At 43.6% G+C, this 16,019-nt stretch carries 15 protein-coding genes; 13 read left to right on the forward strand and 2 right to left on the reverse strand.

Annotated features, from left to right (window positions below; all coding sequences use genetic code 11):
• The first annotated feature begins 95 nt into the window (after positions 1–95).
• Positions 96–1,883: an ABC transporter ATP-binding protein gene (locus WMO37_RS11475; RefSeq protein ID WP_369426216.1), complete on the forward strand. Its 1,788-nt coding sequence runs from the start codon at positions 96–98 to the stop codon at positions 1,881–1,883.
• 105 nt (positions 1,884–1,988) lie between these two features.
• On the opposite strand, the gene WMO37_RS11480 is transcribed toward WMO37_RS11475, so the two are convergent.
• A complete protein-coding gene (locus tag WMO37_RS11480) occupies positions 1,989–4,112 on the reverse strand; it encodes a methyl-accepting chemotaxis protein (RefSeq protein WP_349155081.1) in 2,124 nt (707 codons plus the stop codon).
• A 17-nt stretch (positions 4,113–4,129) separates the two neighbouring features.
• A complete protein-coding gene (locus WMO37_RS11485; protein WP_349155082.1) occupies positions 4,130–5,086 on the reverse strand; it encodes an alpha/beta hydrolase in 957 nt (318 codons plus the stop codon).
• Between the two features lie 198 nt (positions 5,087–5,284).
• Between WMO37_RS11485 and WMO37_RS11490 the strand changes: the two genes are divergently transcribed.
• The 12 genes from WMO37_RS11490 (at position 5,285) to ftsH (ending at position 15,815) form a co-directional block, all read left to right on the forward strand.
• On the forward strand, positions 5,285–7,402 hold the full coding sequence (locus WMO37_RS11490) for a methyl-accepting chemotaxis protein (protein ID WP_349155083.1): 2,118 nt from the start codon (positions 5,285–5,287) through the stop codon (positions 7,400–7,402).
• Positions 7,403–7,613: 211 nt separating this feature from the next.
• A complete protein-coding gene (gene spoVT, locus WMO37_RS11495) occupies positions 7,614–8,162 on the forward strand; it encodes a stage V sporulation protein T (RefSeq protein WP_349155084.1) in 549 nt (182 codons plus the stop codon).
• A 30-nt stretch (positions 8,163–8,192) separates the two neighbouring features.
• Complete coding sequence (locus WMO37_RS11500) at positions 8,193–8,705, forward strand: MazG nucleotide pyrophosphohydrolase domain-containing protein (protein ID WP_022431817.1); 513 nt, start codon at positions 8,193–8,195, stop codon at positions 8,703–8,705.
• Positions 8,706–8,879: 174 nt separating this feature from the next.
• Positions 8,880–9,155: an HU family DNA-binding protein gene (locus tag WMO37_RS11505; protein WP_022431818.1), complete on the forward strand. Its 276-nt coding sequence runs from the start codon at positions 8,880–8,882 to the stop codon at positions 9,153–9,155.
• 120 nt (positions 9,156–9,275) lie between these two features.
• Positions 9,276–9,515: an RNA-binding S4 domain-containing protein gene (locus WMO37_RS11510; protein ID WP_022431819.1), complete on the forward strand. Its 240-nt coding sequence runs from the start codon at positions 9,276–9,278 to the stop codon at positions 9,513–9,515.
• 64 nt (positions 9,516–9,579) lie between these two features.
• Positions 9,580–9,867: a sporulation protein YabP gene (yabP, locus tag WMO37_RS11515; protein WP_022431820.1), complete on the forward strand. Its 288-nt coding sequence runs from the start codon at positions 9,580–9,582 to the stop codon at positions 9,865–9,867.
• Positions 9,864–10,292 carry a spore cortex biosynthesis protein YabQ gene (gene yabQ / locus WMO37_RS11520; protein ID WP_022431821.1) on the forward strand — a complete coding sequence of 143 codons (429 nt, stop codon included), beginning with the start codon at positions 9,864–9,866 and terminating at the stop codon, positions 10,290–10,292. The genes yabP and yabQ overlap by 4 nt, the downstream gene beginning before the upstream one ends.
• Complete coding sequence (locus tag WMO37_RS11525; protein ID WP_227089965.1) at positions 10,282–10,608, forward strand: septum formation initiator family protein; 327 nt, start codon at positions 10,282–10,284, stop codon at positions 10,606–10,608. Before yabQ ends, WMO37_RS11525 begins: the two co-directional genes overlap by 11 nt.
• Before the next feature lie 92 nt (positions 10,609–10,700).
• Positions 10,701–11,825: a SpoIIE family protein phosphatase gene (locus WMO37_RS11530; protein ID WP_022431823.1), complete on the forward strand. Its 1,125-nt coding sequence runs from the start codon at positions 10,701–10,703 to the stop codon at positions 11,823–11,825.
• Between the two features lie 15 nt (positions 11,826–11,840).
• Positions 11,841–13,394, forward strand: a complete 1,554-nt coding sequence (gene tilS / locus WMO37_RS11535) for a tRNA lysidine(34) synthetase TilS (RefSeq protein ID WP_349155085.1) — start codon at positions 11,841–11,843, stop codon at positions 13,392–13,394.
• 1 nt (position 13,395) lies between these two features.
• The gene (gene hpt, locus WMO37_RS11540; protein ID WP_349155086.1) at positions 13,396–13,923 is read left to right on the forward strand and encodes a hypoxanthine phosphoribosyltransferase; all 528 of its coding nucleotides are present in this window, start codon (positions 13,396–13,398) and stop codon (positions 13,921–13,923) included.
• Positions 13,924–13,994: 71 nt separating this feature from the next.
• Entirely contained in the window at positions 13,995–15,815 is a 1,821-nt protein-coding gene (gene ftsH / locus WMO37_RS11545; RefSeq protein ID WP_349155087.1) for an ATP-dependent zinc metalloprotease FtsH, read from the forward strand.
• Positions 15,816–16,019: the final 204 nt, after the last annotated feature.

Here is a 16,019-nt window from a genome sequence, read left to right on the forward strand (position 1 = left end):
TGTTTGACAAAACTTTAGGAAAAATGTTTGGCGAAGCCGGGTGAAACGTGTAAAGATATAGATTTATGCGTGTACAGACAAAGAAAGAGAGTAAGATGAAGAAAAATGGGAGGAAACGAAACGTGAATACGAAAGAGTATGAAACAAAGGAGCTGCTTTCACGGTTTGCACCGTATTATAAGCCGCATATGGGGACGCTCTGCATGGATTTATTCTGTGCGGCGCTGACAACAATCTGCGAGCTTGTGCTTCCGCTGATTATGCGTTATATTACCAACGAAGGAATCCGGGATCTTGCGGCGTTGTCCGTAAAGACCATTCTGATGTTGGGTGCATTGTATCTGGTACTGCGTATTATTGATGGTATTGCCAATTATTATATGGCATATACGGGGCATGTTATGGGTGCAAAGATTGAAACCGGTATGCGTAAAGATGCATATGCGCATTTGCAGAAGCTGTCTGATACGTATTATAACAATACGAAAGTCGGTCAGATTATGGGGCGGATTACCAACGATTTATTTGATGTTACCGAATTTGCGCATCACTGTCCAGAGGAATTCTTTATTGCGGCGATTAAAGGCATTGCAGGCTTTGCAATTCTTGCAATGATTAATCTGTGGCTGACACTGATTATTTTTGTGATTGTGCCGGTTATGGTTCTATCCTGTATGAAGCTGAACCGCAAAATGAAAAAGGCATTTGCGGCACAGCGGTATCAGATTGGTGAATTAAATGCGCGTATTGAAGATACCTTGCTGGGTCAGAAGGTTGTGAAGGCTTTCACAAATGAAGATATGGAAAATCAGAAGTTTGATGTGGATAACCACAGCTTCTTTGGGATTAAAAAAGAAACGTATAAATATATGGGCGCATTCCAGACCACAACCAGAATGTTTGACGGTGTGATGTATCTGGCAGTTGTGGTTGCCGGCGGTATTTTTATGGTTAGAGGCATGATTCTGCCGGGCGATCTGGTTGCGTATATGCTGTATGTAACGACATTTATTGCAACAATCCGCAGAATCATTGAATTTGCCGAGCAGTTCCAGCGCGGTATGACGGGAATTGAACGCTTTTTACAGATTATGGACGCCAAAATCGACATTTTTGACGAGCCGGGTGCAGTCGAATTAAAAGATGTAACAGGAGATATTACATTTAAAGATGTAAGCTTTGAGTATCCGGATGACCACAATCAGGTCTTTGAAAATCTGAATCTGACGATTCGTCCGGGCGAAAAGGTTGCCATTGTCGGACCGTCAGGCGGTGGAAAGACGACACTTTGTAACCTGATTCCGCGTTTTTATGATATTGATTCCGGCGAAATCAGCATTGACGGTAAAAATATTAAATCATTTACGTTAAAGAGCCTGCGCCAGCAGATTGGCATTGTACAGCAGGACGTCTATCTGTTTTCGGGCACGGTGTATGACAATATTGTATACGGCAGCTTAAATGCGACAAAGGAACAGGTTATTGAAGCCGCAAAGCTTGCCGGGGCAGATGGATTTATCAGGGAACTAAAAGACGGCTATCAGACCTATATCGGAGAACGAGGTGTGAAGCTTTCCGGCGGACAAAAACAAAGAATCAGCATCGCAAGGGTATTTTTAAAGAACCCGGCGATACTGATTCTGGATGAAGCGACCTCGGCGCTGGACAATGAAAGCGAGTATGAGGTTGCTAAGTCGTTAGAGAAGCTGTCAAAGGGCAGAACAACGATTACCATTGCACACCGCTTATCCAGTATCCGCAATTCGGACAGAATCTTAGTGCTTACGCAGGAAGGCATTGCCGAAGAAGGAAACCACGAAGCACTTATGGAAAAGAAAGGCATTTACTACCAGTTCTATACCATGGCGGACCGGCTGAAATAGCGGCGATGTCAGAAGCGGAACCGGTCACTTCATTCTGCATAACGGATAAGCCTTCGGTTACGGTGGCGTTTGGTTCAAGCTGTTTTATCGTAGTTATCTTATATTTTACACATGTTTCGGATTTTCGCGCAGGGCACTTTCTACATATTCCATAATGTAGTAGTTGTCCTCCGGCATCTGGCAGCCGACGATATACGTGCCTTCATTTTCAGAAGAACGGATAATTCGGCCTTCCAGTACGGAATGGGCGGTCAGTGCAAAGTTATCAATGGCAATGGAAATGTCACGGCCCTTGGCAGAGGCAAAGAACGGGTCATTTACCAGAAGGGCAAAACCGTTTGCACTGATATTGTCTAACTGACCCTTAAAGGTTTCACCGGAATTTTTCACGGTAATCGTACAGGTGTTGGAAATATCCATGCGTGGATATTTCCGGCGGTTTATAATCTGCGGACGGCTGGTAATCTGAATACGGTAAGTTTCTTCCGCAGCTGTTTTACCGCTGTCAGACTGAATCTTGGCATGGCTCCAGCAGTAAAGAACATTACCGACAGTAACCTGTACGGTACATGCTGCCGGTTTTGGCAGGCTGAGCTTCTTTTCAAGAGAGGCAAAAAGCGTATTTTCAACCTGTTCCAGTAATTCACCGTGGTATTCAATGTCTTTAGAAGAAGCATCATCATGAACGGTTACGGTCATCTTCATGCCGCGTTTTACATCATCAATGCCCATGAAACCGCCGATACCCAGTTCGCACATTAAATCCTGGATAACATCTTCAATGTTGTTGATATTCAGAGCCGTTTCTTCATATTTACTGCTCATGCGTTTGGTCGTTTCGTCAGAGTCGGAAATGCAGTTGGTCATGACATTTACAATATCAGTAACGTTTTCCATGTTGGAAACCAGCTGGCGGTTGGAATTTTCCACTTCTTTAATAGCGGTGTCAATAACCTGGATATGTTCACCCAGCTGTGAAGAATCCGCAGTAATTTTACCGACATTTTCGCCGGTTAAGGTTACTTTTTCAAGGGTCAGCTGAATCAGTTTCAAGGTCTGTTCGATAGAAGATGTCATTTTTTCTGAAATCTCATCCAGACGGGTTAAGGCATCCTGAATCTGACCGGATGAAGATTTGGTTTCGGTACTTAATGTGCGAATCTGTTCGGCAACGACCGCAAAGCCTTTTCCGGCTTCGCCGGCGCGTGCGGCTTCAATCGAAGCATTTAAGGCAAGCAGATTGGTCTGGCTTGAAATGCTGTCAATCGTACCGGTTTCTTCTTTTACTTTTTCAAATTCTGATTTGAATTCCTGTAAAACATTTTCAACTTCGCCAGACAGTTCAGACATCGTTCCGGCAGTTTTTACCAGTTCGTCAAGGTCTGCGGAACTGGTCTGTGCATGTGTAACGGATTCAGCTGTTAAGGAAACCATTTCGTTGATTAATGCAACAACGTGTTCCACCTGTGCATTAATATCACCAGTCATATCGGTGGAGGAGGTGGTATGCTGCTGTAATTTTCCGTTGTTGTCAGTTAATTCATTCATGCTAAGTAAAACAACGTCAGAGCCGTGTTTGTTTTCAGAAGCCAGTTCACGGACAACGGTAATACCGTTCATAATGGTATTGCTGGCGGTTTTTACCTTTTCAACGGTTGAGATGACACGCTGTAAGTCAGCCTTGATACTGTCGGTTAAAGCCCCATCAGATTCGTTTAAATGGCGGATAGACAGCACGTAGCAGATATAACATAAAACAATGCAGGATACCTGTAACTGGTAATTTTTTATATCAGCCGCAGAGTTGCAGCCAAGTACGACACCGCGGTATAAGGCGCTGCCGATGATGACAAGCGTATTGGCGATGCCGCAACGAATCATAAAGCTGCGGTTCTTGTAAAGGACCAGAAGGCTTGTAACAGGAAGCACATAGGTAAATGCAATTGGTGAAGCTGTTGTGCAGGATACAAAGGTATAAAAGATACCGTATCCGATAACAAGATCATATTTGTACAAATCAGTTGATTTTCCTTTTAGCCGCAGCAGAATATCGCCGATAAAGAAAGGAACCCAGCATAGTACTACAAAAATAATGTAATTAGAAACCGGATACAGGCCGTTTGCGGCATCGGAGCCATAGTTGGCTGTGAGTAAAAGTGCAAAGACCAGCCAGATTCTGCGGGCTTTGATGTTGGCTTTTTCTTTGAAAACATTTTCATCATAGTTCATAAGTGTCATCTCCTGTTCTAGTATTTTTGAAGGAAATCAATCATGGATTTCATTGTCTGTAAACTTTCGTCAAGTTCCGGTTCAAATACGCTGAAAGCGTGTGTAAGCTTCGGATTTTCCGGAAAATTCAATAAATCATGCGGCACCTGGTAACGTGCCAGTGCTTTTTCAAATTGTAACGTGTAGCGTTTTAAGTAATCGTTGTGGCTGGTTACCAGAAAACACGGCGGAAGTGCCTTTACAATATCAGGGTGTTCGGGATTTACAAACGGCGCAAAGGCACTCTTTTTGTAATTCTTTCCGTAAAGATACTTTGGAAGAAACAATCCGATTTTATCCTTTTTTGTTGTATAAAACATGCCACTGATGAGTCCCAGCGCATTGATATGTAAAGAAGACGGAGTGACTTTGGCAGCTTTTGCTGCGGCAGGGGCATGCTGCAGGGCAGCAGTGTAGGTTAAAAGACACGCACCGCCACTGTCCCCGACTGCATATACATGGGACAGATCACCGTTATCGGAAGAAATCCGCGTTTTTAAAAAGTCCATGGCACAGGCTAAATCCTGACACTGGTCGAAAAATGAACAGTCCGGTATCAGACGGTATTCCACGCTGTAGACTAAAAAACCAAGTTCGCTTAACCGCATGCAAAATAACCGGTTAAATTCTTTGCTGCCAAGTAAAAGTCCGCCGCCGTGCACATTTACAATTACCGGGAGAAGTTCGCCGTCCCGTTTTTTCGGACGGTAACAGTCCAGACGGTGCGAATCGCGGATGTGTGATTTACTGCTTTGCGGTGGGCAGTCCGTGTTCAAAGAAGTGTTGTCTTTTGCGGCAGAGGCGTCTGTCATATAAGGAATGTTTTTTATCTCCGTGACAGTATCCGGAAAAGTAAGCGTTAAATTCCGTTCGGCAGATGATTTCTCAAAGTCTTTTCGCTGTTTATAAAAATTTCTTATCATAAAGTCACTCATAGCAGTCTCCTATCATGGCCAGCGGCTTTTACCATGGCATCATATCACTATTTTAAGATATTTTTGAGGCCTTTTCAACAAAATAATGAAAATGATATCTTTTGATGGTGTCTGCGGGAAGTAGTAGTCTTTTTTGATAAATTATGGTATACTTCTTAATAAAGAACTATGGCTGACTTACTAAAAGGAGAAATGTTTATGGAAAATTATAATGAAGCCTTTTTCAGGGCAAAGACGAACAAAAGAGCAAGCATAACATGGGTGCTTCTGCTGATCGTTGCGTGCATTTATTATGGCATCAAAGTCGGCACCGGAACACTGACACCGGGCTATTACGCAGCATTTGCGATTGCGGGCTGGGCAGTCTATATTGTCGGACAGGCACTGCTATTTATTAAAGGAATGGATTTTAAACCGTATAAATGGATTGTGGGACTGGGATATCTTGCATTTTATTCAGTTATTGCATGGACGGCACTCGACCAGATTTCATATGTGTTTATCCTGCCGTTAATTTCAATTCTGATTTTATACAAAGACCCGAAGTTTATCCGCACGATGATGTGGATTACACTTTTTGTACTGATTTCAAGTAATGCTTATAAGGGGCTGGCAAAGGGCATGATGGATTATATGGCAAGTCCTGAATGTGCATTACAGCTGGTCATTGTAATTGGTTGTTATGTTTGTACCAATATGGCAATCAAACATCTGGTAGAATCCGATGGGGCGCTTACGCAGTCTATTAAAAGCAACTTAGAGCGCGTTGTCCGTACCGTAGAACAGGTTAAGGATGCAAGTAATGCCGTTGTAGACGGTGTAACGGTTGTCCGTGAACTGGCAGACGAGAACAGAACGGGTGCCAATGATGTTATGAAGGATATGCAGAATCTCGATGCCAACAACGGTGTCTTAAATGAAAAGACCCTTTCTTCCATGGAGATGACAAAGGTCATTGATACACAGGTCAAAGGTGTGGCTGACCTGATGGAACAGGTAGTAGACCTGATCGGGGCATCGGTTGAACATGCCAATGTGAGTGCGGGTGAACTGGTAGAGGTTGTGGAAACAACCAATAAGATGGCAGACCTTTCAAAACAGGTTGAACAGATTCTGGAAGATTTTAAGAAAGAATTTGAAAATGTAAAAGAAGAAACCAGTACAATTGAGGGCATTACCTCAAAGACCAATTTACTGGCGTTAAATGCTTCCATTGAAGCGGCAAGAGCCGGAGAAGCCGGAAAGGGCTTTGCGGTTGTAGCCAATGAAATCCGTAATTTGAGCAGCGGCACACAGGCATCTTCTAACAGTATCATGGAAGCGCTTTCCCATCTGGAAGAAACATCCCAGAAGATGCTTGAATCCATTGCAGAAACCATTGAACTGATACAGGTTAATATTGAAAAGGTATCGAATGTCAATGTAAGTGTAACCAATATTACACAGGACGCTACCAGTCTTGGAGAGAATATTAAGGTTGTGGATAGTGCCGTTAAAGAAGTGGAAAGTTCTAACCGCACACTGACAGAGAATATGAATCAGGTCGGTGAAGTCATGGAAGTCATGACACAGAGCATCAGCGGTGCAGAACTGACGACAAAGACAATGTTAAGCAAGTACGAAGCCAGCGCAAAGAGTGCCATGGATATTGAAGGTGTAGTTGGTAAGCTGATGCGTGAACTGGGTGTTGGCGGATTTATGGGTGTTCAGGATATTAAACAGGGCATGAAGATTTCTATTGCTTTTGGGGATGCTGGCGGTAAGAAAGATGAATATCTGGGTGAAGTCGTAGACTGTATTGATAAAGATATTTTTGTAACACTGGATAGTAAGAGCGGACAGGCAGTTGATAAGCGTGACAGAAATGCGTTCTGCCGGTTAAATATTGTTGTGGATAATGTATTGTACTGCTGGGAGCACGTAGCAGTACAATACAGCAGACATGGCGAAAAGGGTCAGTTTAAGCTGAGCATTGAAACCAATCCACAGGTATTTAACAGAAGAAAATATCCGCGTATGCCGCTGGATAACAGATGTACAATCCGTATCAGCGGACAGGATACAGCTTATGACGGCAAGATGGTCAATATCAGTGCCAATGGTTTCGCATTTTCAGTAAACGATTCTGTATTTGAGCGTGCGAAGGGCAAAAATGTTACACTGGACGTTCAGGGCTTTGATGTGTTAGGCGATAAACCGCTGGAAGGCTGTGTTATCCGCTGTTCTAATAATGATGGAGAATATATTATCGGCTGCAGAATGCCGGAAGACAGCGAAGCAATTAAGGATTATGTAAGTAAGAATTACTGCGAATAAGATGCAGTACAAGCAGGATAACCCTCTGTTTACAGATATTGGTTTATAAAAAACTAGTGTGAACAGATGGCTTAGGTTTGTATAAATATTCACATTTTCCACATACTAACTCCAAAGCTAATATATAGCAAAAAGAGCGGCTTTATTGATTTGAACAGACATAGATTAATAAAGCTGCCGGCCCAAATATAGCATTGGAGGAAAGCAGATTATGAAAGCGACAGGCATTGTAAGAAGAATCGATGATTTGGGGAGAATTGTCATTCCCAAAGAAATCAGAAGAACGCTTCGCATCCGGGAGACAGACCCGCTTGAAATATTTACCGATAAAGAGGGTGAGATAATCTTAAAAAAATATTCACCCATCGGAGAGCTGGGGGCTTTTGCCAAAGAGTATGCGGAGTCGCTTGCGCAGACAACAGGGCATACCGTCTGCGTTTCGGACCGCGACCAGATTATTGCGGCAGCAGGTCCGGATAAAAAGGACATGATAAAAAAGAATATCACGAAAAAAATGGAGCAGCTTTTAGATAACAGAAGCACACTTGTTGCGGCAAGCGGGGACAGGGAGTTTGTGCCGGTTGCGGAGAATCTGGAAGAAGAATATAAGGAACAGGCATTAAGTCCGATTATCTGTGCCGGGGATGTACTCGGAGCAGTGATTATTACGACAAAAGACGGTAAAATACATTTTACGGATACCGAAAAAGCACTGGCTGTTGCAGCAGCTGATTTTTTAGGAAGACAGATGGAATCTTGATTGTGGAATTTAAGGGAGTATAAAAAACAGATGAAAAATCAAGAGTATTTAAAAGAAACGTATGAATGGAAGGACCTGCTGGCAATTGTGCATAAGCTGCGCCAGCCGGACGGCTGTCCGTGGGACAGCACGCAGACCTATGAGAGCATGAAAAAATGTGTGGCCGATGAAGCCGCAGAGGTTGTGGAAGCCGTAGACAACGAGGATTTTATCAATCTGAGGGAAGAACTCGGCGATTTAATGCTTCAGGTGCTGATGTATGCGGAAATTGCGCAGGAACGGCAGGAATTTACATTGGATGATGTTATTGACGAGCTGGCAAAGAAACTGGTCAGAAGACATCCGAATGTATTTGGCGATGAAGAAATGTCAAGGACACCCGGTGAAGGATTAAGCGTGTGGAAACGCGTAAAAAAAGAAGAAAAGCTGGGACGGTTAAAAGAGTACGAAAAGATGTATGAACAGGGGAAAATCCCTTTAAAGGCACTTGAAAAACAGCGGGAGAAATGCCGTATTTTAGAGGCACAGGAAGGCGCAGAGTAGGCGTGCGTTGGCATTTTTACTAAATTTTTGACGGGATTTCATTACAAAACCCTTGAAATGCCGTGAAAATGCCTAAAATAGGCGGTTTGTATTGACAAAAGCTGTAAAAAAGTTTATAAATGATTTTGTTGGGGAAATCCAATAGAAATATACTGATTGAGGAGAGAAATTCACATGAATAAGACTGAGTTAGTTGCAGCAATTGCTGACAAGACTGAATTATCTAAAAAAGACAGCGAAAAGGCATTAAAGGCATTTATCGATGTTGTAGGCGAAGAATTAAAGAAGGGCGAAAAAATCCAGTTAGTTGGTTTCGGTACTTTTGAAGTAACTGAAAGAGCAGCAAGAACAGGTAAGAACCCACAGACAGGCAAGGAAATTAAGATTGCAGCCTGCAAGGCACCTAAGTTTAAGGCTGGTAAGGCTTTAAAGGATGCTGTAAACGCTTAATTTAAGGCAAAAGAGAATCTAAGGCTGCCGTGCCGCCGATTGTATAATCGCGGGTGCGGCAGTTTTTTCATATGTGCGCCTGGCGGGGCTGCCGCCGGGATACAGCAAAAAGGAGCAGCGATGAGATTAGATAAATATTTAAAGGTATCCAGACTGATTAAGCGCCGTACCGTGGCAAATGAGGCGTGTGATGCGGGCAGGGTTGTGATTAACGGAAAAGTGGCAAAAGCATCGGCAGATGTAAAAGCCGGTGACGTGATTGAAATCGCATTTGGCAATAAGTCTGTGAAAGTCCGTGTAACCGATGTAAAGGATACTGTCAAAAAAGAAGAAGCAGCAGATATGTTTGAATATCTGTAGGCGGTTCTGAAATCATGCGGGCAGACATATACTGATACAATCAAGTATCAGGATGGAGGCCGTTATGGAAGAAAAAGTAAAACAGAAGCGTCTGCATAAAATGCACATGGAAAACCGCAATAAGCTGGAAATGACGGGTATCGTCGATGTCATTTCTTTTGATTTAAATAAAGTTATTCTGGAATCCGACTGCGGCATGATTACGATTAAAGGTGCAAATCTGCATGTCAGCCGGCTGTCCGTGGAAAAAGGAGAACTGGATATTGACGGTACGATTGAAAGCTATGCCTATTCCGAGGTAAATTCCTATGCCAAAAAGGGAGAATCCATGCTTGGAAGGCTGTTTCGATGATTGCAAAACTAATCTGGTGGGAGGGCAGGACATTATTGTCGGCACTCTTTTTAGGAATGGTGCTGGCATTAGAATATGACTGTATCCGTATCTTCAGACGCGTAATCCGTCATAAAAATATATGGGTGATGTCGGCAGAAGATATTTTGTACTGGATATATGCGGCAGTTACCGTATTTTGCATGACCTATGAAGTAAATGACGGTATTTTAAGAGGTTTTCTGGTGACAGGTTTTTTGGCAGGGGCGGTTTTATACCGGTATGCATTTGGCACATTTTTTGTAAAATACACTACAAAATTCATAAATTTATGTTTAAAGCCATTGAAAAAAGCACTCTGTTTGATTAAAATAGGAGTACATAAAATAACAGGCTGCATCAAAGCGGCGGCTGTAAGGAAAAGGGGGCAGGGCAATGAAGTTTGAAACACGCAGGGAAAGAGAAACAAGAAGAAAGCGGCAGAAACAGTCAGCAATTTTAGGCATGGTGCTTGCATTTGCCCTTGTCATGATTATGGGCGCTGTGATCTGGAGCGGCAAGCGGACACTGGAAAAGCAGAATAAAGAATATCAGGCACGCGTGGCACAGTTGCAGGAGCAGGTGGAAGAACAGCAGAACCGGTCTGATGAGATTGATGAATATAAAAAGTATATCCAGACCAAAAAATTTGCTGAAGAAGTTGCAAAGGATAAATTCGGCATGATTTATCCGGATGAACTGGTATTTAAACCGGAAAACTAATAAAATATTGTGACAGGTTACACTACCTGACAAAAACTGCACAAAACAGCGTCTATAATAGGCAGAAAAATGCCAGAAGCAGGAGGGGCTGTATGAGTGAAAGGGTGCAGGATTATGTAGTGGACTATTCCGTAACAAAGCTGGAGGAAACTGCCAGGACATTCAGACGTCTTGGCGAAGCGTATGAAAACGCTTCGGAACCGCAAAAAAGCGGTACCGGAATTTCCAAACAGCTTTTTTTAGTTGCGGATGTACTGGAAGAATGTATGACCATGTATGTGCATACGGAAGACGGAAAAAAAGATTTTGTCAGGGAACTGACACGCAAATGTTTCGTGAACGGGATACGCATAAAAAACGTACAGCATTTGTCAAAAAAAAATGGCAGAAATGCCATTGTGTTTCAGGCAAGGACTGTGGGCAGAAGCTGTGTGGCAGCAAAAAAAGTTGTTCCGGTGCTTACAGAAGTGCTGCGGAGCGGATATTATCCGGATGATTCCAACCGCCGGATTATCAATGAAGAATATCATCAGTACATTTTTATTCAGGAAGACCGGTTTAAACTGCTCAGTGGTGTGGCAAGAATGAATAAGGGGAAAAGTCATTTTAATGGGGATAACTTTCTGATTTCGCGGTTAGAATGTGGAAAAGCCATCGCTGCGATTGCAGACGGCATGGGCAGCGGAAAACGCGCTTACATTGAAAGCCGTATGGTCATTGAACTGATGGAAAACTGCATTGATGCCGGGTTTGATGAAAAAGCATCCATTGATCTGATTAATTCTGCGTATATTGCAGGCGGCGGAACGGGAAATCCGGTAACAATGGACATGAGTGTGATAGACTGCCAGTCGGGGTATATGCACTGTATGAAGCTGGGTGCGGTATCCACCTTTATCAGGCGGGACAAGTGGGTGGAGATTATCCAGTCAACGACACTGCCGATGGGGGTGTTAGAACAGGTCGATTATGACTGCACGACAAAGAAACTCTATGACGGCGATTATATTGTTATGGTCAGTGACGGAGTACTGGATAATATTCCGTGTGTGAATAAAGAGGAACGCATGGCACAGATGATTCATGCCCTGACGATACGGGAACCGTCCGCAATGGCAGAGAAACTTCTGGAACAGTCGCTTGCCTATAATGATATGAAAGCATCGGATGACTGTACGGTTTTGGTACTGGGACTGTTTGACACCTATGAAAAATGAGAATATAATTGTTTTATGGTAAAGAAAATATACAAATATATACAGGAACACCGGATGTTAGAAAATACAGGCATCCTTGTTGCCGGCTTGTCCGGCGGTGCGGATTCGGTATGTCTGGTGGCTGTTTTAAAAGAAATTATAGAAAAAGAACAACTGGATATCCGTCTTCTGGCGGTGCATGTCAATCACGGAATCCGCGGAACAGAGGCAGAACGGGATGAGCAGTTTGCGAAGCAGCTTTGCAGACAGTTATCGGTGGAATATATAAGCCGCAGGGTGGATGTGCCGTCTGTGGCACACCAGGAGAAGCTGTCAGAGGAAGAGGCGGGAAGAATCCTGCGCTACCGCATTTTTAAGGAAATTGCCACGCAGCAGGAAAAGCATACAGGCAGAAAAGTAAAAATCGCCGTGGCACACCATCAGAATGACCAGGCTGAAACCGTACTGATGAATCTGGTACGGGGCAGCAGCCTGCGCGGAATTTGTGGAATCCGTCCGGTGCGGGACAATATTATCCGTCCGCTCTTATGTGTGAGCCGTGCACAGATTGAGGAATATCTGACATTGCAAGGACTTTCTTATGTGACGGACAGCACCAATGAAGAACTGGTGTATACAAGAAATAAAATACGCCGGGAACTGATTCCGTATCTTGAGAAGAATCTGAATCCCAATGCCGTACAGAAGCTGACGGAACTGGCAGACAGCGTTTTGCAGGCGGAAGAATATATTGAACAGCAGGCGGCAGGGCTGTATGAAAAGGCGGTTATTTTACAGCCGCAGGAAAATCCGTCAAAACCGTCCGTAAAGTTGTCTGTAAAGGCGCTGGTTTCTGCACCGCCGGTTTTACAGCAGTATGCTATCCGGCAGGCAATAGAAGTGGCAGCCAATGGTGCAAAAGATATTTACAGGGTACATGTCGGGGCAGTGCAGGAGCTTCTTGAACATTCTGTCGGCAAATGTGTGAGCCTGCCGTATGGGCTGGTGGCGGTAAGGGGATATGATGAAATTACGATTGCGCGGAACAAAACGGCACACCTCGACAGCAGAAAGCAGTGTGGCGGTATACACGGCGGTACAGAGCAATGCGGAAGTATGCCGCAAAATCCGGCTGACAGTGCGGTGCAGATGCCGGATTTACTGGAATTTGAAAAAATATGGCGTGGGAAGAGAATAACTATTCCTGTCAATGAGCCGGTGTATTTTACACGGGTAAACGAATGCCGTAAGGCAGTGGTCATTTTAGAACAGGGTAGCTTATCAGAAATTTATGGAAATAACGACTATACGAAACTCTTTGATTATGATAAAATAAAGGATAATTTTTCTTTTCGTTTCCGGAAAACGGCAGATTTTATAAGGATTGACAGGAATGGCACGAAAAAGACCTTAAAAAAAGAACTGATTGATAAGAAAGTGCCAAGGCAGGTAAGAGATGCGGTTCTTCTGCTTGCCGTATCCGATGAGATACTGTGGGCGGCAGGTGTCAGACGAAGCAGTGCCGGGCTGGTTACGGATTCGACTCAAAGGATATTAAAAATAAGCGTAGTAATGCAGGAGGATAAATGAAATGGAACAGCATCATATCAGTGTGATGATATCAGAGGAAGAAATTGAAAAGAGAGTGTGTGAACTGGCAGCCCAGATCAGCAGTGATTTCGCAGGGGAAACCGTAAAACTGATCTGCATTTTAAAGGGCAGTGCTTTTTTTGCGTGTGAACTCGCAAAAAGAATTACCGTACCGGTAATGCTTGATTTTATGCAGGTATCCAGCTATGGAAGCGGCACGGTATCAAGCGGAACAGTTCAGATTAAAAAAGACCTGGACGAGCCGTTAAAAGATGAAAATGTTATCATTGTTGAAGATATCATTGATTCCGGAAATACATTGTCAAGACTTGTTCCGATGTTACAGGAACGCGGACCGAAAGATTTGCGGATTTGTACACTGCTTAGCAAGCCGGAACGCCGCGAAGTAGAAATAGATGTTGCTTATAACGGATTTGAAATTCCGGATAAATTTGTAGTCGGATATGGACTCGATTATGACCAGCATTACAGAAATCTGCCATATGTCGGTGTAATCGAAAGTGAATAAAGAATCAGGAGGCAAATTCCTCTCCTCGCCTTAGAGGCTCGGATTTTGCTTCGCAAAACAAGGAGGAATATATGAATACAAACAGAAATAAAATGGGAGGAGTTGGCATTTATCTGGTGGTTATAGCGGTGATTGCCGTGCTTTATTTTGCACTGGAAAGACTTTCACCATCGTCATCATCATACAGCTACAGCAATTTCCTGTGGGATGTCCAGAACGGATATGTATCCAGCGTGTTAATCAAGCAGAATTCAGAAGTGCCGACCGGTGTACTCTCTATTACCAAGACGGACAACGGCGAGGAACTGTTAAATGTTTCCGATGTGCATGAAATTGAACAGTTACTGCTGGATAACAATATCCGGTACACGTTAAAAGATGTGACAAGAGACAGCGTATGGATTACAACGATTCTTCCGTTTGGTATCTGTCTGGTGATTATTATTGTAATTATGATGATGACCAACAGACAGGCAGGCGGCGGTGGCGGCGCGAAGATGATGAACTTCGGAAAAAGCCGTGCCAAGCTGATGAACGGTACACAAAACCCTGTTACATTTAAAGACGTTGCCGGTCTTCAGGAAGAAAAAGAAGAACTTGAAGAAATTGTGGATTTCTTAAAAAATCCGGTGAAATATACAGAACTGGGCGCAAGAATCCCGAAAGGCGTGATTTTAACAGGTCCTCCGGGAACCGGTAAGACACTGCTTGCAAAGGCAGTAGCAGGAGAAGCGGGTGTGCCTTTCTTTAGCATTTCCGGTTCGGATTTCGTGGAAATGTTTGTCGGTGTCGGTGCTTCCCGTGTGCGTGACTTATTTGAAGAAGCCAAGAAAAACGCACCGTGTATCGTATTTATCGATGAAATCGATGCCGTGGCAAGACGCCGTGGTACCGGTATGGGCGGCGGACATGACGAGCGCGAGCAGACGTTAAACCAGATGCTTGTTGAGATGGACGGTTTTGGTATCAACGAAGGTATTATCGTGATGGCGGCAACAAACCGTATTGATATTTTAGACCCGGCGATTTTAAGACCGGGACGTTTTGATAGAAAAGTTGTTGTCGGACGGCCGGATGTACAGGGACGTCTTGAAATTTTAAATGTCCATGCGGCAAAGAAACCGCTCGGTGATGATGTGGATTTAGAAAGTCTTGCAAGAACCACAGCCGGATTTACCGGTGCGGATTTGGAAAATCTGTTAAATGAGGCGGCAATTAACGCAGCCAAGCGAAAAGAAAAATATATTACCAATGCAGATGTGAATTACGCATTTGTAAAGGTTGGCATCGGTGTGGAAAAACGCAGTAAGATTATTTCTGAAAAAGAAAAGAAGATTACGGCATACCACGAATCCGGACATGCAATTTTATTTCATCTGCTTCCGGATGTCGGTCCGGTGCATACGATTTCCATTATTCCGACGGGAATGGGGGCAGCAGGTTATACTATGCCGTTGCCAGAACGAGATGAAATGTTTAACACACGCGGAAAAATGCTTCAGAATATTATCGTCAGCTTAGGCGGACGTATTGCGGAAGAACTGGTATTTGATGATATTACCACCGGAGCATCACAGGATATTAAACAGGCCACGGAAACTGCCCGGTCAATGGTTACAAAATACGGCTTTTCATCAAAGCTGGGATTGATTAATTATGATAACGACAGTGATGAAGTCTTTATTGGCAGGGATCTGGCACATACCAGACCGTATGGCGAAGAGGTGGCTTCCCAGATTGATATGGAAGTAAAGAACATCATTGACGAGTGCTATGGCAAAGCCAAGAAGATGATTGAGGAGCATATGGATGTGCTTGAAAAGAGCGCACAGCTGCTTCTGGAAAAAGAAAAAGTAACCCGTGAGGAGTTTGAGGCGTTGTTTGAAAATTAGATTGTATTCAAAGGGTGGGGAAACGGTTGTGAAATATGCACAAAAAAAATCGACAAAATTCGTCAAGATTGTGAACACTTCACTTTGCGTTCATGATACTATAATTAACGTAAAAACCCCCCAATACATTATATATTTTTTGCTACACCCCATAATAAGTGAAATACCTTCTCCAAAAAGGACAGCCTTCCCCGGCTGTCCTTT

Source organism: Lachnospira intestinalis, from assembly GCF_040095895.1.
Taxonomy (GTDB): Bacteria; Bacillota; Clostridia; order Lachnospirales; family Lachnospiraceae; genus Lachnospira; species Lachnospira intestinalis.